Here is an 18,198-nt window from a genome sequence, read left to right as displayed (position 1 = left end):
GTGGCAACGTTTCAACTGAAGACCTTCCTGGCCGCCCAGCAGGCGCGCGTCGAGGCGCTGCTGAACGAGCGCGTGGAGCGGCTCGGGCCGGCCGGGGCGCCGCCGAAGCTCGTCGAGGCCATGCGCTACTCCCTGCTGGCCGGTGGCAAGCGCCTGCGCCCGGTGCTCTGCCTGGCCTTCGCGGACGCCGTGGCGCGTGAGAGCACCCTGTCCGAGGTGGCGGGGGACGCGGCGTGCGCGCTGGAGTACGTGCACACGTATTCGCTGGTGCATGACGACCTTCCGGCGATGGACGACGACGACTACCGCCGGGGCCGGCCCACCAACCACAAGGTGTACGGCGAGTCCCTGGCCATCCTCGCGGGCGACGCGCTGTTGACGGAGGCCTTCACGCTGGTGGCCAGCGGGCCCGAAGGCGTGCGCGCGGCGCTGTGCCGGGAGCTGGCGGTGTGCTCGGGCGCGGCGGGCATGGTGGGGGGCCAGGTGTTGGACACCGCCGAGGACCGGCCGTCCGCGCTGGACTACCTCGTCCGCCTGCACCGCATGAAGACGGGGGCCCTCATCCGCGCCGCGTGCCGCATGGGCGTGCTGGCCGGAGGGGGGGACGCGGACGCGCTGCGGCGCGCGGACACGTACGGTGACGCGGTGGGGCTGGCGTTCCAGATCGCCGACGACGTACTGGACGTGACGGCCACGGCGGTGGACCTGGGCAAGCCCGCGGGCGCGGACGCGGCGGCCGGGCGCTTCACCTTTCCGGCGGTGGTGGGCCTGGAGGCGTCACGGAAGCTCGCGAACGACAAGGTGGCGGAGGCCATCGCGGCCGTGCGCCCCCTGGAGGGCGAGGACGGTCCGCTGGCGGCGCTGGCGCGCTACGCGGTGGAGCGGAAGTCCTGATGTCGGAGTGGCTGGCACGCATCGGCTCGCCCTCGGACGTCCGGTCGCTTCCAGAGGAGGCGTTGCCGGGCCTGTGCCAGGAGCTCCGCGAGGACATCATCTCCATCTGCGGGCGCGTGGGCGGACACCTCGGGGCCTCCCTGGGGGCGGTGGAGCTCATCGTCGCGCTGCACCGGGTGTTCCATTCGCCGGGTGACGCGCTCCTGTTCGACGTGGGGCACCAGACGTACGCGCACAAGCTCCTCACCGGGCGGCGCGAGCGCATGCACACGCTGCGGCACGCGGGCGGCATCGCGCCGTTCCTGGACCCTCGGGAGAGCCCACACGACGCGCTGCTGGCGGGGCATTCGTGCACGGCGGTGTCGGCGGCGCTGGGCGTGCTGGAAGGCCGGCGGATGCAGGGGCACCGGGGCCACGTCGTGGCGGTGCTGGGCGACGGCGGCCTCACGGGCGGCCTCACCTTCGAGGGCCTCAACAACGCGGGCGGCAGCCACCTGCCGCTGATTGTCGTCCTCAACGACAACCAGATGTCCATCAGCGCCAACGTGGGGGCCATCCCCGCGATGCTGCGCACCCACGAGGCCCGCGGCTTCTTCGAGGGCCTGGGCTTCACCTACCTGGGCCCGGTGGACGGGCATGACCTGGGCGCGCTGATTCGCGCGCTGCGCGAGGCCCGCGCCTCCTCGCGTCCGGTGGTGGTGCATGCGCTGACGCTGAAGGGGAAGGGCTTCCCCCCGGCGGAGGCCGACACGCAGACGCGTGGGCACGCCATGGGCCCGTATGAGTGGCGCGCCGGCAAGCTGGTGCGCTCGCGCGGGGGCCAGCGGACCTTCAGCGAGGCCTTCGCGGCGGTCCTGGAAGACGCCATGGCGAGCGATTCGCGCGTGGTGGCGGTGACGCCCGCGATGTTGGAGGGCTCGGCGCTCAACGCGCTCAAGGCGCGCTTCCCGGACCGGGTGCACGACGTGGGCATCGCGGAGCAGCACGCCGTCACCTTCAGCGCGGGGCTGGCGGCGGCGGGCGCGCGCCCGGTGTGCTGCATCTATTCCACGTTCCTCCAGCGCGCCTACGACCAGGTCATCCACGACGTGTGTCTGCCGGGCCTGCCCGTCGTCTTCGCGGTGGACCGCGCGGGGCTGGTGGGCGCGGACGGGGCCACGCACCAGGGCACCTACGACGTGGCCTCGCTGCGCCCCCTGCCGGACCTGGACCTGTGGGCTCCCATGGTGGGAGAGGACCTGGCGCCCATGTTGGACACGGCCCTGGCCTCGCCGCGCCCATCCGTCATCCGCTTCCCACGCGGCACGCTGCCGCCGCTGCCGGAAGGCGTGGCGGAGGAGGCCGTCCCACTGCGTGGCGCGCGCTGGCTGCTTCGGGCCGAGCAGCCCCGGCTGACGCTGGTGACGCTGGGGCCCCTGGGCCTCGCCGCGCTGGAGGCCGCGCGGGGCGAGCCGGGCTGGAGCGTGTTGGACGCGCGCCGGGCCTCGCCGTTGGATGAGGCCGCGGTGCTGGAGGCCGGCCGGGCGGGCCCTGTCGTGGTGGCCGAGGAGGGCACCACGCGGGGCGGCCTGGGCGGCGCGGTGCTGGAGCTCTTCGCGGCGCACGGGGTGCTGGCCCGGGTCCGGCTGATGGGCATGCCGGACGCGTTCGTTCCGCATGGGGACGCGCGGGCGCAGCGCGCGGAGCTCGGGCTGGACGCCGCGGGGCTGCGGCGCGCGGGCCGGGCGCTGCTGGAAGGGGGCGGACGGTGAAGCCTCGCAAGGAGCGGCTGGACGTGCTGGTGGTGGAGCGCGGGCTGGCCGAGTCGCGCACCAAGGCCCAGGCGCTCATCCTGGCCGGGCAGGTCGTGGTGGATGACCAGCGCGTGGACAAGCCCGGCACGCTGATTCCTCAGGAGGCGGAGCTGCGCCTCAAGGGCGAGGTGTTGCCCTACGTCTCGCGCGGCGGCCTGAAGCTGAAGGGCGCCATCGACCGCTTCGGGCTCGACGTGCGGGGGAAGGTGGCCGCGGACATCGGCGCCAGCACGGGCGGCTTCACGGACTGCCTGCTTCAGCACGGGGCCACGCGCGTCCACGCGATTGACGTGGGCTACGGGCAGCTCCACGAGAAGCTGCGCACGGACCCCCGGGTGCGTTCGCGCGAGCGCGTCAACGCGCGCTACCTCACGGAAGAGGACCTGCCGGAGAAGGTGGGCGTGGTCGTCATCGACGTGAGCTTCATCTCCCTCACCCAGGTGCTGCCGTCAGTGCTGACCTACCTGGAGCCGGGCGGCCTGCTGGTGGCGCTGGTGAAGCCCCAGTTCGAGGTGGGGCCGGACCGGGTGGGGAAGGGCGGCGTGGTGCGGGATGTCGCCGCCCGGCAGGACGCCATCGACACCGTGACGGCGTTCGTCCGCGAGCAGGGGCTGGAGGTGCTCGGGCTGATGGATTCAACGGTGCCCGGGCCCGCTGGAAACGTGGAGGCGCTCCTCGTCGCCAGCAGGCCCTGAGCGGTGCGTCCGCGCTACGGCCGGTAGCGGCGGTAGTCGGACAGGGGCAGCGTCAGCACCACGTCGAAGCCGGTGCGGACCCACAGGCGCCCGTCCGGGTCGATGGCGCCGCCCAGGCTGCCGACCACCTGATGGCGGAACAGCTCGCGGGCCTCGCCGCTGGACGTCTGGTCCACCGCGACGATTTCGTTGGGCAGCGTCGGCGCGCCATCCAGGCCCCGGGCCGGCGCGTTGAGCAGGAAGAGCTCCGGCGAGTTCGGCCGGCGCAGCACCTGGAGCACGTTCAGCGCGCCATTGGCGTCGATGGAGCGGTTGTCCCGGTTGCGAATCTGCCCCGACGCGTCGAGGAACCACACGCGCTGCTGGCCCACCGCGACGAGGCGCCCGGCGCCCGGGTGGTAGAGGATGTGCGCCAGCGGCACCGGCAGCGCGGGGCTGGTCCACTTGAGCCGCGCGCCCTCGCACTCGTCCTCGTCCGCGGCGCACGCGATGACCTGCGACTGCTCCGAGCCGAGCTGGAGCCCCAGGAAGAGCGTGTCGCCGGTGTCGTTGAAGGCGCCCAGGGGGAGGCGCTCGTTGCGCGCGAAGGTGCGCAGCTTGTAGGCGGCGTGCGCCTCCGCGACGGCCGACGGCTGCGCTGCTTCAAGCTCGGTGACGGTGACGTCCGTGCGCGAGGCGTCCGGGCCGGTGCCCAGGGACGCGATGAGAATCATCCCGTCCGCGCGGACCAGGGGCGGCGCGATGACGCTCTCCAGCGTGGCGGGCGCGTAGAGCCACCTGACCTCTGCCACGCTCTCCGACGTGCCGTTGGGGTTGTGGGAGAGCCGGCGCACCTCGTCGATGCGGTTGACGATGATGGCGTCGCCGTCCGGCAGCACCGTGAGGTGCGTGGGGCCGATGTCCGTCGTCGTCCGCGCGGTGATGCGCAGTTGCTCGTCGATGGCGAAGGCGCCCACGTTCGGCGTCCAGACCCAGCGCTTGCCACTGGTGGGGTTGCGCTCGGTGATGACCGTCTCGGGGGTGCAGGTGATGGGCATCCCGACGGTCGCCGTCACGTTGCCGTTGTTGTCCACGCGGTACAGCGTGGAGATTTCCGTCTCGGGGACGCCGCAGCCCAGGAAGGTCCGGCCGGCGCCGATGCCGTCGATGACGAAGTGGTCGGTGACGACCTGCCCCGCGTTCTGCGGCTCCACGACTCGCCGCTCCACGGGGAAGTAGGTGACGGGCGCGGGCTGGGAGCGGTTGGTGCGTCCGTCCGAGCACGTGGCCACCGCGTTCAGGGACAGGTTCGCGGCCAGGCCCACGCTGGCGTACGGGACGTCGTCGCGCTCCAGTGTGAATGTCGCCGTTCCCCCCGGGTGCGAGAAGCTCCGCAGCCGCGTCTCCCGGTCATTGACGTTGAGCGTGGAGCCGCCCTCGCAGCCGGACACGGTGACGATGACCTGGAGCGCGACGTCCGAGATGATGCTCGCGGGCACCGTCAGGGCGACCTGGGGGGGATCCGGCGTGGGAGGGGGCGGTTCGCTGCCGCCACAGGCGGCGGCCAGGCTGCCGGCGACGAAGAGGGCGGAGCGCCGCGCGCGCCGCGTCAGGGTGGGGTGGGCCATGGCGCTGGACTCTAGCCGGTCGCCGGTGCGCCCGGCATCTTCGCCCACCAGCCGGGCGTGCCCGAGCCATCCGTGGCGCCCTCCGGGCGCGGAACGTCCCCCAAGGGCCGCGGGCTGTGGTAGTTCCGGCCGCGCCGTCGGGACCCCTGTGCGGTGGGCGGCGTCACAGGAGCAGGGAAGCGCCAGGGCGTTGCATCTGCAGCCCCACTGGCGCCTGAATGGCGGTAGGTTGGGCGGGCGGCCGTACGCGCTCGCGGGCGGTAGGGAAGTGACGTCCATCGTGTACGCTCGGCCCCTGGAGGAATTGGGGGCGGCGGGGACCGACAAGGCCACATCCTCCCACCCATGCCCGCCGTTCTGGCCCCAGGGCGTGTTCAGCGGCATGATCGGGATCCGAACCATGAACTCTTTCGCACGCAGCGGGTTTTTGCAGCCTCTCTACCCGGGGCCACGTCGCCGGAGCGGGGGTTCACCGTGAGAGTCGAGATGCAGCCTGATCAGCGGGGACGCGTGCTGGTGGTGGCCGCCAAGGAGGCGGGCGACGCGCTCATGGAGCGGCTCACGTCGAGCGGCTACCAGTGCGCGTCGGCGGAGAAGGAGAGTGGCCTGGCGCAGGTCGCCGACATGTTGCAGCCGGAGGTCGTCCTGCTGGCGGTGACGGCGAAGCGCGCCGCGGAGATGCTGGAGTCGTTGCGGAAGGTGGACCGGCTCCAGCGCCTGCCGGTGCTGGTGGACCTGGGCCGCGCTCGCTCGGCGGAGGCTTTCAAGCGGCTGGCCGTGGATGATTGGATCCGCGGCGCCGACGAGGTGGTGCCCCGGCTGGAGGCGGCGCTGCGCGCGGGTCGGCTGAGGGACCGCGAGGAGCGGATCCGCCTGCGCATGGGGATGCTGCTGGAGATCACCCAGGCGGCCACCAGCTCGCTGGAGCTGGAGGAGATTCTCCGCATCGCCGTGGACAAGGTGGGCCGCGTCACGGGGACGGACCGCTGCTCGGTGGTGCTGGTGGAGGGCAGCCATGCCCGCACCGCGAAGGTGGTGGCCACGCAGGAGGACCCGAGCCTCGTCCAGCTCGACATCGAGGTGATGCGCTACCCGGAGCTGCGCCGCGCGCTGGAGACGCGGGAGGCGGTCGTCATCGAGGAGGCGCAGCGAGACCCGCTGATGGCGGAGGTCCGCACCAACATCCTGCCGCTGGGCGTGAAGTCCATCCTGGTGCAGCCGCTCATCTGTCAGGGCGACCTGCTGGGGGCGCTGTTCCTACGCATGTCCCGCGCGGACGCGTCGTTCGGCCGGGACGAGCAGGAGTTCGCGCAGGCGGTGGCCGGCGTGCTGGCCAACTCCATCCGCAACGCGCGCCTGCACACGGCGGTGAAGAAGAAGCGGGAGGACCTGGAGGAGGCCTATGTCCAGCGCTACCAGGAGCTGAACGAGGCCAACCGCCGGCTGAAGGAGCTGAACCGGCTGAAGGACGAAATCATCGCGGTGTGCAGCCATGACCTGCGCGCGCCGCTCCAGGTGCTGCTGGGGCACGGCCGGCTGCTGCAGGAAGGCCCGCTGGAGCCGCAGCAGCGTCAGTCCTCCGAGGCGATGATTCGCCAGGGCAAGAAGATCCTCGGCCTGGTGGAGTCGCTGCTGGAGAAGGGCAAGGGCGAGGCGGCGCGGCTGTCCATCGAGCCGCGCGTGCTGGACGTGGCGCAGCTGTGCCGCGACGCCGTCAACGAGCTGGAGATCCTGGCCGCGGACCGGGGCGTGTCCCTGCGCGCCGACTGTCCGGACAGCCTGATGCTCATTGGCGACGAGGTGAAGCTGCACGAGGTGCTGCAGAACCTCATCACCAACGCCATCCACCACGCGCGCCAGGACGGCGAGGTGGTGGTGAGCACCCAGCGGCTGGGGCGGCCCGACGGGGACGCGGCCAAGGTGTGCGTGCAGGACGACGGCGTGGGCATCCCGCCGGACGAGCTGCACCTCGTCTTCGACCGCTACCGTCACGGCGGCAAGGGCACCGGGCTGGGGCTGGCCATCTGCAAGGAGTTCGTGGAGCTGCACGGCGGTGAAATCTGGGCGGAGAGCCCGCCGGACACCGGCTGCATCTTCGTCTTCACGCTGCCGCTGGCGCAGGAGGCGCCGCGCAACCCGCGTCCGCCGCCCGTGGCGGCGCCCACGACGCAGGAGCAGCCGCGCGTGCTGGTGGTGGAGGACGAGCCGGAGATCGCCGCGGTGTTGTCGGAGGTGCTGCGCTCCAAGTACCGCGTGGAGGTGGCGCGCGACGGGGCGGAGGGCCTGGCCCGGGCGAAGGCCCAGCGCCCGGACCTGGTGGTCATGGACGTGTTCCTGCCCAAGCTGGACGGCCTGGACGCGGCCATGGCGCTCAAGTCCTCCACGGACACCGCGCGCATCCCCGTCATCCTCCTGTCCGCCCACCAGGGCGTGGCGGAGAAGGTCCGCTCGCTGAACCTGGGCGCGGTGGACTACATGAGCAAGCCGTTCAACGCGGTGGAGCTCCTCAACCGCACCGAGCGCGCCCTCAAGCTGCGCCAGGGCGAGCGCGAGCAGCAGGAGAAGGAGAAGGCCAGCGCCCTGCAGCGGCGCACCGGCAGTGACCCCGCCACGGGCCTGCACGACCGGCGCGGGCTGCTGCTGCGCCTGGAGCAGGAGGTGGCGCGCAGCCGCCGCTACCACCGCGCGCTCAGCCTGGCCGTGCTCCGGCCCGACCGTCCGGTGGACCCGGTGCCGTCCAGCATCGCCGACGTCATGCGCAAGCGGGTGCGCCACCCGGATGCCATCTCCCACCTGGGCGGGGGTGTGTTCGCCGTCGTCCTGCCGGAGTGCCAGGCGGAGGCGGCGCGCGCCGTCATCAGCCGCATGCTGCCGGACGTGGAGAAGGTGACGGACACCGAGTACCGGTCGGCGGTGGCGGACGTGAGCCAGGACAGCGACTCGGTGGAGAAGCTGCTGGAGAAGCTGGGCGCGCCGGGCCCCGAGGAGACCTGAGGCGACTGCACGCGGGACGGGCTCACGCTAGACTCGTCCTCGCGTGCGCTCCTCTCGCCTCCTCGTGTCCGCCCTGCTGGCCGCCCTCGTGGCGCCGGGTGTCCTCGCGGCCGCCCCGTCACGGCGGCCGCGCGTCGACAAGGAGGCGATGCGCGAGGCCATCGACGCGGGCGCCGCGGATGAGGGCCGCTACGCCTCGTCCGCCAGCTACACGCACTACCTCCAGTCCCGGCTGCGGCACCACGCCGGAGACCACCGGGGCGCGGTGGACGCGCTCCGGCTGGCGCTGGCCTCGGATGATGGGAATCCGCTGCTGCTCACCCGGCTGGGCGAGGAGTACGCCCGCCTGGGGGATTTGAAGCGCGCCGAGCGCGAGCTGCGGCGGGCCGTGCTGCGCGCGCCCGCCTACTACCCGGCGCATGTGCTGCTGGGGCGCGTCCTCACCGAGTCGAAGCGCTTCGCCCGCGCCCGCCTCCACCTGCGCCGCGCCGTGTCCCTCAAGCCGCGTGAGCCGGAGGCGTACCTGGTCCTCGCCCAGCTCCACCTGGAGATGGGGGCCCCGGACGAGGCGGTGAAGGTGGTGGCGGCGCAGGCCCAGGCGCTGCCGGGGGAGACCAGCGGCTACCGGCGCCTGGGGCTGGCCCTGGCGGAGCGGGGAGACACGGCGCGCGCCGAGCGGCTGCTGGTGGAGGCCGCCGCGAAGGATCCGGGCGACGTCGAGGTGCTGACGGCCCTGGCGCAGTTGTACGAGGACACCCACCGGCCCGCTCTGGCGGAGGAGACGCTGGCGCGGGCGTTGGAGCGAGACGCGGACAGCCGCGAGGTGCTGCTGGCGGCCGGGCGCGCGGCGCTGAAGGCCGGCTCCGTCGTCCGGGCGAAGGCGTACTTCGACCGGTTGCTGTCGCTCTCCTCGGAGCCGGAGATGCCGGTGCGGGTGGCCTTCAGCTACCTGGCCGCGCGCGAGCCGGGCGCGGCGGCGGAGGTCCTGGACGCGGCGCGCCGGGGCGAACAGGGCGAGCCGCGCCTGGCCTACTACGCGGGGCTGGTCCATGAGCGCATGCGCCGCTTCGCCGACGCGGCGGACGCCTTCGCCGGGGTGCCTCCGGAGTCGGACGTCTACGCCGACGCGCGCGTGCGGCGCGCCCGCAGCCTGTCCCTGCAGGGCGAGCACTCCCGCGCCCTCACGCTCTACCGGGCCGCCCTGCGGGAATCGCCGGACGACGTGGACGTCCGCGCCCAGTTCGCCCGGGCCCTGGAGCGGGGTGGCACGCCGGACCGCGCGGAGCTGCTGCTGCGCGAGGGCCTGGCCGCCTCGCCCTCCGCGGCGCTGTATGACGCCCTGGCGGCCACGCTCCACCGGCGGGGCCGGGGGAAGGAGGCGCTGGCGCTGCTGCGCGAGGCGGTGGCCCGCTCCCCCCGCGACGAGGACCTGCTGTACGTGCTGGGCGCGGCCCATGAGCGGCAGGGTGACGCCGCGGGGGCGCTGGCCCGCATGCGGGCGGTGCTGGCCGTGGCTCCGGACCACGCCGCCGCGCTGAACTTCCTGGGCTACCTGCTGGCGCAGGCGGGGCAGGACCTGGACGAGGCCGAGCGGCGCGTGCGGCGGGCGCTGGAGCTGCGGCCGGACACCGGGGCCTACCTGGATTCACTGGGCTGGGTGTACTTCCGGCGTGGGGACTACGCACGGGCCGTGGACGCGCTGGAGCGGGCCTCCACGCTGTCTCCGGACGAGCCCGTCATCCTCGAACACCTGGGAGATGCCTACCAGCGGGTGGCCCGGATGGACGATGCGGCCGCGGCCTGGCGCCGGGCCCTGGAAGTGTTGACGCTGGACCCCGAGTCCGCGGAGCCCCCGGATCAGCGCGCGGCGTTGGAGCGCAAGCTCAAGGCGCTACCCACGCGTGCGCCAGACCGCTAAGTTGGTGCGCCTATGGTGCGGAGTGACGAGGGCTTCTTTCCCGGCAGGGACGGGACACGACTGTACTGGAAGTCCATCCTTCCAGACGCCGAGCCCCGCGGGCATGTCGCGGTGGTGCACGGGTATGGTGACCACTTCGGCCGCTATCACTTCGTGACGGACGCGCTGCTGGCGGAGGGCTACGCGGTCCACGGCTTCGACTACCGGGGCCACGGCAAGGCGGACGGCCGCCGGGCCTACTGCGAGAAGTGGCCGGACTACCTGGACGACCTGGAGGTCTTCTGGGAGCGCGTGCGCGCGGTGTCCGAGGGCAAGAAGGCCTTCATGCTTGCGCACAGCCACGGCGGGCTGATGGCGGCCACCTGGGCCTCCAGCCGGCAGGTGGAGGGGCTGACGGGGCTGGTGCTGTCCGCGCCGTACCTGAAGCTGGCCATTACACCGCCGGCCTCGAAGCTCATCGCGGCGCGCGCGGTGGGCAGGGTGGTGCCGTGGCTGAGCATCTCCTCCGGGCTGAAGGTGGAGGACCTCTCCCATGACCTGGACGTGCAGCGGGCCACCCGGGAGGACCCGCTCCACCAGGCCATCGCCACGCCGCGGTGGTTCGTCGAATCCACCAAGGCGCAGGCCCAGGCCGTGCTGCTGGCGCCGAAGATTCAAGTGCCGCTGTTCGTCCTGTGTGGCGCGGAGGATGGGGTGGCCGCTCCGGCGGCGGCGCGCGAGTACTTCGAGCGGGCCGGTTCGGTGGACAAGAAGTTCAAGGAGTACCCCGGAATGCGGCATGAGCCGCTCAACGAGGTGGGCCGTGCGGAGGTGTTCCGGGATATCTCCGGCTGGATCTCCGCGCATCTCTGACATAATCAGGTCGCCCGGCTCCTAGGGAGGAGCTGGCGCTGGGTGAGGTCACCGCATGGCAACGGGTGAAACGGGCATCATCGGCAAGGGCATCGTCATCAAGGGCAACCTCACGGGAGGTGGGGACCTGGTGATCGAGGGACGGGTGGAGGGGCAGATTGCCCTCAAGAACCACCTCACCATCGAGAGCACCGGCAAGGTGCAGGCGGACATCCGCGCCGAGGAGTTGACCATCAACGGCGAGGCCAGCGGCAACATCGACGCCTCGTCGCGCGTGGCCATCAACGCCTCGGCCAAGGTGGCCGGCGACATCAAGGCTCCCCGCGTCGTCATCGAGGACGGGGCCGTGTTCAACGGCTCCATCGAGATGGACGTACGGCTTCCTGACGACATTTGAGCTTCACGCCGCGCGCGGCACGGCACACACCTTTCGAGAGGCGGACAACACTCATGGCGAATACGGTCATTGGCTCGAGCATCGTCATCGACGGGGAGATCTCCGGCGACGAGGACCTGGTCATCCAGGGCACCGTGAAGGGGAAGATCTCCCTCAAGGAGAGCCTCTACGTGGAGGGCAGCGGCGTCGTCGAGGCTGACATCGAGACGCAGAACGTGGAGATCGCCGGTCGCGTGACGGGCAACATCGTCGCCAGCGACAAGGTGGAGCTGAAGACGGACTGCCGCGTGGTGGGCGACATCAAGGCGCCTCGAATCCTCATCGCCGACGGTGCCTCCTTCAAGGGCAACGTCGACATGGACATGAAGGAGCGCTGATTCGTGGCCACCGCGAAGGAGCTCTCAGGCAGTAACGCCGTCGACAACACCGTGGTGGGGCCATCCATCCTCATCAGCGGCCGGTTGACGGGCGACGAGGACCTCACGGTCCGCGGGCGCGTGGAGGGTGAGCTGACGCTCAGCCGCACCCTCATCGTGGAGCCCTCGGGCGTGGTGAAGGCCAACGTGGCGGTGAAGAACGCCATCGTCAGCGGCGTGGTGGTGGGCAACATCAACGCCACCGAGAGCGTGGAGCTCACCCGCGAAGGCCGCATGGTGGGCGACATCCGCGCCCCGCGCGTCATCATCGTGGACGGGGCCAGCTTCCGCGGCCGCGTGGACATGGGTGACGTGGAGCCGGGCCGTCTGCCGGCCGAGCGCCCCGCGGTGGTCCGCCCCACGGCGGTGAGCCGCCCCACGGCGACGCCCGCGCGCCCGACGATTCCGGCCGCGCGGCCCACGCCTCCGCCGCCGCCCACGCGTCCGGCGCCGCCTCCGCCGCCCGCCCGTCCGGCGCCTTCCGCGGCGACGCGGCCCTCGGCGCCCATCACCCGTCCGGGGTTGGGTGGCCTGGGAAGCAAGCCGCTGCCGCCGCCTCCGCCGACCCGCGTGGAGCGCGCGGAGCCCGCTGAGCAGGCGGGCGCTGCCGAGCCGCCAACGCCAGTCCTGGTGGGTGCTGGCGCGAAGAAGAAGGTCGTGGTGAAGAAGAAGACCCGCTAGCGCGCACCACCCGCGCCGCCAGTCGTGGCGGTGCGGGTGCGTGGGCATATCAGGGGTGCCACCATGGACGCCGAGCACAGGGTTGATGGACAGGATGGGACGGCGGGTGCTGGGCCCGAGGGTGGCTCGCAGACGTCGTCCGGGCAGGACGGCGGCACTGGCGGTGCCGTGAGCGCCGATTCGCAGGCTTCGGGGGAGTCGCGCGAGGGCGCGTCCCCGGGCCAGGGGGAGCCCCGGGCGGAAGGAAGCGCTCCGGCCGAGGGCGCGTCGCCCGAGCAGGGCGAGCGTCCGCGCGACGATTCCCCGCAGGGCGCCGGGCGCCAGGGCAACGATTCCCCACAAGGGCACGGCGCCGAGGGCACGCCTGTAGGACAGGGCGAGTCTCAGGGGCAGAACGCAGGCCACCAGGCCGAGGGCACGCCCGCGGACCAGGCCGCGCCCCATGCCCAGAACGCCGAACACCGGGCTGACGGTACGCCTGCAGGCCAGGGCGAGAACGCCGAGCACCGGGCTGAGGGTGCATCTTCGGAGCAGGGCGACTCCCAGGGGCAGAACGCCGAGCACCGGGCTGACGGTGCATCTTCGGAGCAGGGCGACGCCCAGGGGCAGAACGCCGAGCACCGGGCTGAGAGCTCGCCCTCCGCTCTGAGCGCGTCCCAGGGGGAGAACGCCAACTCCCAGACGGAGGGCACGCCTTCCGCTCAGGGTGAGCCCCACGGACAGAACGCCGAGCACCAGGCCGACGGCGCGTCGACCGCGGATGACGCCCCGGCCGGTAATGGCACAGGGGGCGCCGAAGGCCAGGCCGCGCGGGAGGCCTCCCAGGAACAGACAGGTTCGCAGGACAGTGGACTTCAGGCCGGCGAGGCGTCCCACGGCCACGACGCGCCACATGCCAAGGATGAGTCTCATGCGCAGGGCGAGCACCGAGCCGTGAGTGAGTCCCAGGGGCAGGACGGAAGTGGATCGGGCGCCAACGCCAGCGCTGACGCCCGCGCCGCGCAGGCTCCGGGCGATGCGGAATCTCCGCCGACGCCCAAGCTGGAGGAGCGTCCGCAAGGGCCGTTCTGGACTGGCGAGCCCGAGGGCGACGCGGGCAGCGCCTCGGACGACGCGTCGCAGGAGGACGTCCTCGCCGAGCCCGAGCAGCGGCTGTCGGGCCGGGTGACGACGGTGCTCCTGTCGCTGGAGAAGCTGCAGGACGACAGCACGTTCAAGCTCCGCCCCGAAGGTGACGTGTCGGGGCTGGCCACGGACATCGCGCGGCTGGGGCAGTTGTTCCCGGTGGACGTCCGCCCGGCGGGCGAGGACCGCTACCAGCTCGTCTGCGGGTTCCGGCGCGTGGCGGCGCTGCGCTTCCTCAAGCGGGACGCGGTGCAGGCGCGAATCCACCTGCGGCTCTCCGACGAGGACGCGCTGGTGATGTCGCTGGCGGAGGCCATCCACGCCACGCCGGTGGGGCCGGAGGTGCTGGAGGCGAAGCGCGACGAGCTCGAGGCCCAGGGGCGCCTGAGCGCGGCCGTCCGCGACATGCTGGAGAAGGCGCTCGCCACCGAGGACACCCTGGCGCCGGAGGGCGTCGAGGAGGAGATTGACGCCGACGAGCTGGCGCAGGAAGTGGCGCAGCGGCTCGGCGCCATCAATCAGGACCTCTCGCTGCTGGCGGACGTGTTCGCCGCGCTGGACGAGTCGCGCAAGGCGGAGCTCCTGATGCAGCTCCGGTATTCGTCGGAGCTCGTCACCTACCTGGAGGGGTTGTAGGCCATGGCCGAACCGCTCGTGCGTGACCGCGCCCGGCTGTTGGAGCTGCTCACGGAGCGCTCCTTCGAGCGGCGCCGCGTGGTGCTCTCGTCCGGCAAGGAGTCGGACTTCTACATCGACTGCAAGCGCACGGCGCTGCTGGCCGAGGGCCACTTCCTCATTGGCCGGCTGTTCCTGGAGGCCATCCGCCGGGAGGCCCCCGAGGCCGTGGGCGTGGGCGGGCTGACGCTGGGCGCGGACCCGCTGGCGTCCGCGGTGAGCCTCACCGGCTATCTCTCCGGCACGCCGCTGGCGGCCTTCATCGTGCGCAAGGAGCCCAAGGGGCACGGCACGGGCCAGTGGGTTGAGGGCCTGAGCGGGCTGGGGCAGGGCGCGGCGGTGGCCATCGTGGAGGACGTCGTGACGACGGGCGCCTCCACGCTCAAGGCCATTGAGCGGGCGCAGTTGGAAGGCCTGAAGGTGCTGGGCGCCTTCGCGCTGGTGGACCGGTTGGAGGGCGGACGTGAAGCCGTGGAGGCCTCGGGCCACCGGCTGCACACGCTCTTCACCCGCAAGGACTTCATTCCGTGAAGCGCCGGTTCATCACCGCGGCGCTGGCGGGGCTGCTCGCGGGCTGTGTCACCACGCCGCCGACGGCCATCAGTGATCCGCCGCCGTCGCTGCCGGACGAGCACGCCGAGCACTCCTACCGGAAGATCCTGGCGCGCTACAGCGGCAGCAAGGAAATCTACGACGGCTTCGACACCCGCGTGTTCGCGGGCGTGACGTTGCAGACGCAGGCCTTCCGCGAGGCGCGCGTGCACCGCCAGGCCGCCTTCCAGCAGCTCCCCACGGTGAAGGTGGAGCAGATGCTCGCCGAGGAGCGGGCGGAGGCGGCGCAGGTCCACGAGTTCTTCCTGGGCGTGCACTTCAACGACTTCGTCTACGCCGACTTCGACTACAAGCACTCCATCTGGCGCCTGGCGCTGGTGACGCCCGCCGGCGAGGTGACGCCGTCGCGCATCCGCCGGCTGGGCCGGGTGAACATGCAGACGCGGGCGTACTACCCGTACACGTCCATTTTCTGGGTGGGGTGGGAGATTCAGTTCCCCACGCAGATGTCCGACGGGCGCCCCGTCATTCCGCCCGGCACGGAGACGGTGACGTTCCGCATGGCCTCGTCGTTGGGCAAGGCGGACATGCAGGTCAACGCGCGGTAGCGCGGCTCACGTCTGGCTGGGGCGCCTCAGCCACTTCTCGACGGTCGGCATCGTCGGCCCCGCGAGCAGCCGGTCCACCAGGTCGCTGGGGGACGCGCTCACGGCGAAGGGCGCGACCTGCTCCACGGGCACGAAGCCTTCCTCCGCGTGGTGCCGCGCCATGGCCAGCAGCGGTTGGAAGAAGCCGCGCGTGTCCAGCAGGCCCATGGGTTTGCGGTGCAGGCCGAGCTGGGCCCAGGTGACGATTTCGAAGAGCTCGTCGAGCGTGCCGAAGCCCCCCGGCAGGGCGACGAAGGCGTCCGAGCGCTCCGCCATCAGCGCCTTGCGCTCATGCATGGAGCCGACGGAGTGCAGCTCCGTGAGGCCCCGGTGGGCCAGCTCCTTGGCGCCGAGGAAGCCGGGCAGCACGCCCACCACCTTGCCGCCCGCGGCCAGCGCGCCGTCCGCCACCGCGCCCATGAGCCCCACGCTGGCGCCGCCGTAGACGAGCGTCAGCCCCCGCCGCGCCAGCTCGGCGCCCATGCGCGTGGCCGCGTCCAGGTACTCCGGACGCGCGCCGGGCCGGGAGCCGCAGAACACACAGACACTTCGCACTTCCATGTCACAGGCCTCCACGTCGCTCGGGGTGGGCGGCGTAGAGCGCCACCACCACGGAGAGGAAGAGCAGGATGGGCAGGGCGCGGGCGTAGACCTGGCGCCCCATCCGCAGGGCCAGGCCGCAGGGCAGGCCGAAGAGGAAGCCGCCCAGGTGCCCCGCCCAGCTCACGAAGGGCAGCAGGCTGAGGACGGCCACCTGCGCCAGCCAGATGAACAAGTCCCGGCGGCCCTCGCGCGTGGCGACGGGCAGCATGGCCCCCGCCCAGCCCAGAATCATTCCGGACGCGCCCACCGTGGGCACGTCGAAGTCGAAGATGAGCGAGAAGGTGGACGCCCCCAGCGCCGTCACCAACGACAGGCCGAAGAAGCGCAGGCTGCCGATGCCGCGCTCCAGCGTGAAGCCGAGCGTCACCACCACCGACATGTTGAAGATGAGGTGGAGGGGACTGCCGTGCTCCAGCACCGCGCCCAGCAGCCGCCAGTACTGGCCCGCCTGCACGAAGGGGCCGAACAGGCCCAGGGGCGGGATGTGCATCAGCCCGCGCTCGCTGGAGACGACCTGGGAGAGCGGGAGGACCTGCTCGGCCACGTAGAGGGACACCGCGCAGGCGATGAGCGCGTAGCACACCCAGGGCCGCGGCAGCGGAGGGCCCTTCACGGGCGGGCCGGGCGGTGGGGTGCCGGGGCCTTCACCTCCCTGGGCGGAGGAGGGCGCGTCGAGGATGCGTCGCGGACGGGAGGACATGCGAAATCAGGGCTCCCTGGACACGACGGTGTCCCGAAGCCAGCGGTGGTCGTCCGGGTGCGGGTAGTCCAGGGTGTAGTGCAGGCCGCGGCTCTCCTTGCGGCGGCTGGCGCAGTCGACGATGAGGTAGGCCACGTCGGCGATGTTCCGCAGCTCGATGACGTCGCGGGTCACCTTGAAGCGCCAGTAGTAGTCGCGAATCTCCTCGCGCAGCAGCTCCAGCCGGCGCCGCGCGCGCATCAGCCGCTTGTCCGTGCGGACGATGCCGACGTAGTTCCACATGAGCCGGCGAATCTCGTCCCAGTTGTGGGTGACGACGACGCTCTCGTCCGACTCCACCGCGCTGCCCGAGTCCCACGCCGGCGGGTCCTCCGCGGGGACGGGCTGGGCGCGCACCTCCTCGGCGGCCACCTGGACGGCGCGGTGGCCGAACACCAGCCCCTCCAGCAGCGAGTTGGAGGCGAGCCGGTTGGCGCCATGCAGGCCGGTGCAGGTGACCTCGCCAATGGCGTACAGGCCCGGCACGTTGGTGCGCCCCTCCAGGTCCGTCACCACGCCGCCGCACATGTAGTGGGCGGCCGGGACGACGGGGATGGGCTGCGCGGCCATGTCGATGTTGAACGCCTTGCAGGTGGCGTAGATGTTGGGGAAGCGCTCGGCGAGGAAGGCGCGCCCCAGGTGCGTCATGTCCAGGTAGACGCAGTCGTCACCGGTGCGCTTCATCTCCGCGTCGATGGCGCGCGCCACCACGTCACGCGGGGCGAGCGCGCCCATGGGGTGGTAGCGCTCCATGAAGGACGCGCCGCTCTTGAGCTTCAGCTTGCCGCCCTCGCCGCGCAGGGCCTCGCTGATGAGGAAGCTCTTGGCCTCCGGGTGGTACAGGCAGGTGGGGTGGAACTGGTAGAACTCCATGTTCGCCACCTTCGCGCCCGCGCGGTACGCCATGGCCACGCCGTCGCCGGTGGCCACGTCCGGGTTGGACGTGTACAGGTAGACCTTGCCCGCGCCGCCGGTGGCCAGCACCGTCACCTTGGCCAGGAAGCGCTCGATTTCGCCGCCCTCCAGCAGCGCGTAGACGCCCTGACAGCGGCCCACGCTGGGCGCGGGGCGGCGCCGGTCCTGGATGAGGTCGATGGCGGCCGTGTGCTGGAAGAAGGTGATGTTGGGCACCTCGTCACAGGCGGCGAGCAGCGCGCGCTGCACCTCGCGGCCGGTGATGTCGCCCGAGTGGATGATGCGGCGGGCGGAGTGGCCCCCCTCGCGGGTGAGGTCGAACTCGCCGGTGATGCGGCGGTTGAAGTCCGCGCCCAGGTCCACCAGCTCCTGCACCCGGGTGGGGCCCTCCTTCACCGTGACTTCCACCGCGTCGCGGTGGCACAGCCCCGCACCGGCCACCAGCGTATCCTCGATGTGGGCCTCGAACGTGTCGGACGGCGCGAGCACGCTGGCGATACCGCCCTGGGCATAGGCGGTGTTGCTCTCGAAGCGGTCACGCTTGGTGAGGATGGCCACCGTCCCATGGCGGGCCGCCTGGAGGGCGAACGAGAGGCCCGCCACACCGCCTCCCAGAACGAGGAAATCGAACCGATGGGGCATGGTGAGCAGCCTTAACGACTGTAAGTGCTGGAAACAAGGCGTTTTCTTGAGGA

16 protein-coding genes are annotated in these 18,198 nt (G+C 72.1%); 12 read left to right on the top strand and 4 right to left on the bottom strand.

The window, feature by feature from the left end; all coding sequences use genetic code 11:
• From MYMAC_RS22860 to MYMAC_RS22850, 3 genes are read left to right on the top strand one after another with little or no spacing between them, the layout of a single operon-like run.
• Positions 1-894 carry a polyprenyl synthetase family protein gene (locus MYMAC_RS22860; RefSeq protein ID WP_013941206.1) on the top strand — a complete coding sequence of 298 codons (894 nt, stop codon included), beginning with the start codon at positions 1-3 and terminating at the stop codon, positions 892-894.
• The gene (locus MYMAC_RS22855) at positions 894-2,645 is read left to right on the top strand and encodes a 1-deoxy-D-xylulose-5-phosphate synthase (RefSeq protein WP_095959636.1); all 1,752 of its coding nucleotides are present in this window, start codon (positions 894-896) and stop codon (positions 2,643-2,645) included. Before MYMAC_RS22860 ends, MYMAC_RS22855 begins: the two co-directional genes overlap by 1 nt.
• On the top strand, positions 2,642-3,382 hold the full coding sequence (locus MYMAC_RS22850) for a TlyA family RNA methyltransferase (protein ID WP_095959635.1): 741 nt from the start codon (positions 2,642-2,644) through the stop codon (positions 3,380-3,382). The genes MYMAC_RS22855 and MYMAC_RS22850 overlap by 4 nt, the downstream gene beginning before the upstream one ends.
• Positions 3,383-3,396: 14 nt before the next feature.
• Here the strand turns inward: MYMAC_RS22850 and MYMAC_RS22845 are convergent, their stop codons facing one another.
• A complete protein-coding gene (locus tag MYMAC_RS22845) occupies positions 3,397-4,989 on the bottom strand; it encodes a hypothetical protein (protein ID WP_095959634.1) in 1,593 nt (530 codons plus the stop codon).
• A 486-nt stretch (positions 4,990-5,475) separates the two neighbouring features.
• On the opposite strand from MYMAC_RS22845, the gene MYMAC_RS22840 reads away from it, so the two are divergent.
• From MYMAC_RS22840 to MYMAC_RS22800, 9 genes are all read left to right on the top strand, one after another.
• Positions 5,476-7,983 (top strand): ATP-binding protein, encoded by a 2,508-nt coding sequence (locus MYMAC_RS22840; RefSeq protein WP_095959633.1) that lies wholly within the window; start codon positions 5,476-5,478, stop codon positions 7,981-7,983.
• A gap of 43 nt (positions 7,984-8,026) precedes the next feature.
• Positions 8,027-9,901 carry a tetratricopeptide repeat protein gene (locus tag MYMAC_RS22835; RefSeq protein ID WP_095959632.1) on the top strand — a complete coding sequence of 625 codons (1,875 nt, stop codon included), beginning with the start codon at positions 8,027-8,029 and terminating at the stop codon, positions 9,899-9,901.
• A gap of 12 nt (positions 9,902-9,913) precedes the next feature.
• Positions 9,914-10,753 carry an alpha/beta hydrolase gene (locus MYMAC_RS22830; protein ID WP_013941200.1) on the top strand — a complete coding sequence of 280 codons (840 nt, stop codon included), beginning with the start codon at positions 9,914-9,916 and terminating at the stop codon, positions 10,751-10,753.
• A gap of 55 nt (positions 10,754-10,808) precedes the next feature.
• The gene (gene bacN, locus MYMAC_RS22825; protein ID WP_002636699.1) at positions 10,809-11,150 is read left to right on the top strand and encodes a bactofilin BacN; all 342 of its coding nucleotides are present in this window, start codon (positions 10,809-10,811) and stop codon (positions 11,148-11,150) included.
• Positions 11,147-11,527: a bactofilin BacO gene (gene bacO / locus MYMAC_RS22820; RefSeq protein ID WP_193364420.1), complete on the top strand. Its 381-nt coding sequence runs from the start codon at positions 11,147-11,149 to the stop codon at positions 11,525-11,527. The genes bacN and bacO overlap by 4 nt, the downstream gene beginning before the upstream one ends.
• Positions 11,528-11,530: 3 nt before the next feature.
• Positions 11,531-12,247, top strand: a complete 717-nt coding sequence (gene bacP, locus MYMAC_RS22815) for a bactofilin BacP (protein ID WP_095959631.1) — start codon at positions 11,531-11,533, stop codon at positions 12,245-12,247.
• Positions 12,248-12,310: 63 nt separating this feature from the next.
• A complete protein-coding gene (locus MYMAC_RS22810; RefSeq protein ID WP_204816901.1) occupies positions 12,311-14,008 on the top strand; it encodes a ParB/RepB/Spo0J family partition protein in 1,698 nt (565 codons plus the stop codon).
• A 3-nt stretch (positions 14,009-14,011) separates the two neighbouring features.
• Positions 14,012-14,578 (top strand): orotate phosphoribosyltransferase, encoded by a 567-nt coding sequence (gene pyrE / locus MYMAC_RS22805; protein ID WP_013941197.1) that lies wholly within the window; start codon positions 14,012-14,014, stop codon positions 14,576-14,578.
• Positions 14,575-15,207 carry a hypothetical protein gene (locus MYMAC_RS22800; protein WP_013941196.1) on the top strand — a complete coding sequence of 211 codons (633 nt, stop codon included), beginning with the start codon at positions 14,575-14,577 and terminating at the stop codon, positions 15,205-15,207. Before pyrE ends, MYMAC_RS22800 begins: the two co-directional genes overlap by 4 nt.
• 6 nt (positions 15,208-15,213) lie before the next feature.
• Here the strand turns inward: MYMAC_RS22800 and MYMAC_RS22795 are convergent, their stop codons facing one another.
• The 3 genes from MYMAC_RS22795 to nadB form a co-directional block, all read right to left on the bottom strand.
• The gene (locus MYMAC_RS22795; RefSeq protein ID WP_095959629.1) at positions 15,214-15,807 is read right to left on the bottom strand and encodes an LOG family protein; all 594 of its coding nucleotides are present in this window, start codon (positions 15,805-15,807) and stop codon (positions 15,214-15,216) included.
• Between the two features lies 1 nt (position 15,808).
• Positions 15,809-16,462, bottom strand: a complete 654-nt coding sequence (locus MYMAC_RS22790) for a rhomboid family intramembrane serine protease (protein WP_095959628.1) — start codon at positions 16,460-16,462, stop codon at positions 15,809-15,811.
• A gap of 93 nt (positions 16,463-16,555) precedes the next feature.
• Positions 16,556-18,145 carry an L-aspartate oxidase gene (nadB, locus tag MYMAC_RS22785; RefSeq protein ID WP_095959627.1) on the bottom strand — a complete coding sequence of 530 codons (1,590 nt, stop codon included), beginning with the start codon at positions 18,143-18,145 and terminating at the stop codon, positions 16,556-16,558.
• Positions 18,146-18,198 lie beyond the last annotated feature (53 nt).

This window comes from Corallococcus macrosporus DSM 14697 (assembly GCF_002305895.1).
GTDB lineage: Bacteria > Myxococcota > Myxococcia > Myxococcales > Myxococcaceae > Myxococcus > Myxococcus macrosporus.
This window is presented reverse-complemented; position numbering and strand designations above follow the sequence as displayed.

Bases quoted from the DNA above. Each gene is read 5' to 3' on its own strand.
- MYMAC_RS22855 (WP_095959636.1), top strand. From the start codon at position 894: ATGTCGGAGTGGCTGGCACGCATCGGCTCGCCCTCGGACGTCCGGTCG.
- MYMAC_RS22845 (WP_095959634.1), bottom strand. From the start codon at position 4,989: ATGGCCCACCCCACCCTGACGCGGCGCGCGCGGCGCTCCGCCCTCTTC.
- MYMAC_RS22840 (WP_095959633.1), top strand. From the start codon at position 5,476: ATGCAGCCTGATCAGCGGGGACGCGTGCTGGTGGTGGCCGCCAAGGAG.
- MYMAC_RS22830 (WP_013941200.1), top strand. From the start codon at position 9,914: ATGGTGCGGAGTGACGAGGGCTTCTTTCCCGGCAGGGACGGGACACGA.
- bacN (WP_002636699.1), top strand. From the start codon at position 10,809: ATGGCAACGGGTGAAACGGGCATCATCGGCAAGGGCATCGTCATCAAG.
- MYMAC_RS22810 (WP_204816901.1), top strand. From the start codon at position 12,311: ATGGACGCCGAGCACAGGGTTGATGGACAGGATGGGACGGCGGGTGCT.
- pyrE (WP_013941197.1), top strand. From the start codon at position 14,012: ATGGCCGAACCGCTCGTGCGTGACCGCGCCCGGCTGTTGGAGCTGCTC.
- MYMAC_RS22795 (WP_095959629.1), bottom strand. From the start codon at position 15,807: ATGGAAGTGCGAAGTGTCTGTGTGTTCTGCGGCTCCCGGCCCGGCGCG.
- nadB (WP_095959627.1), bottom strand. From the start codon at position 18,145: ATGCCCCATCGGTTCGATTTCCTCGTTCTGGGAGGCGGTGTGGCGGGC.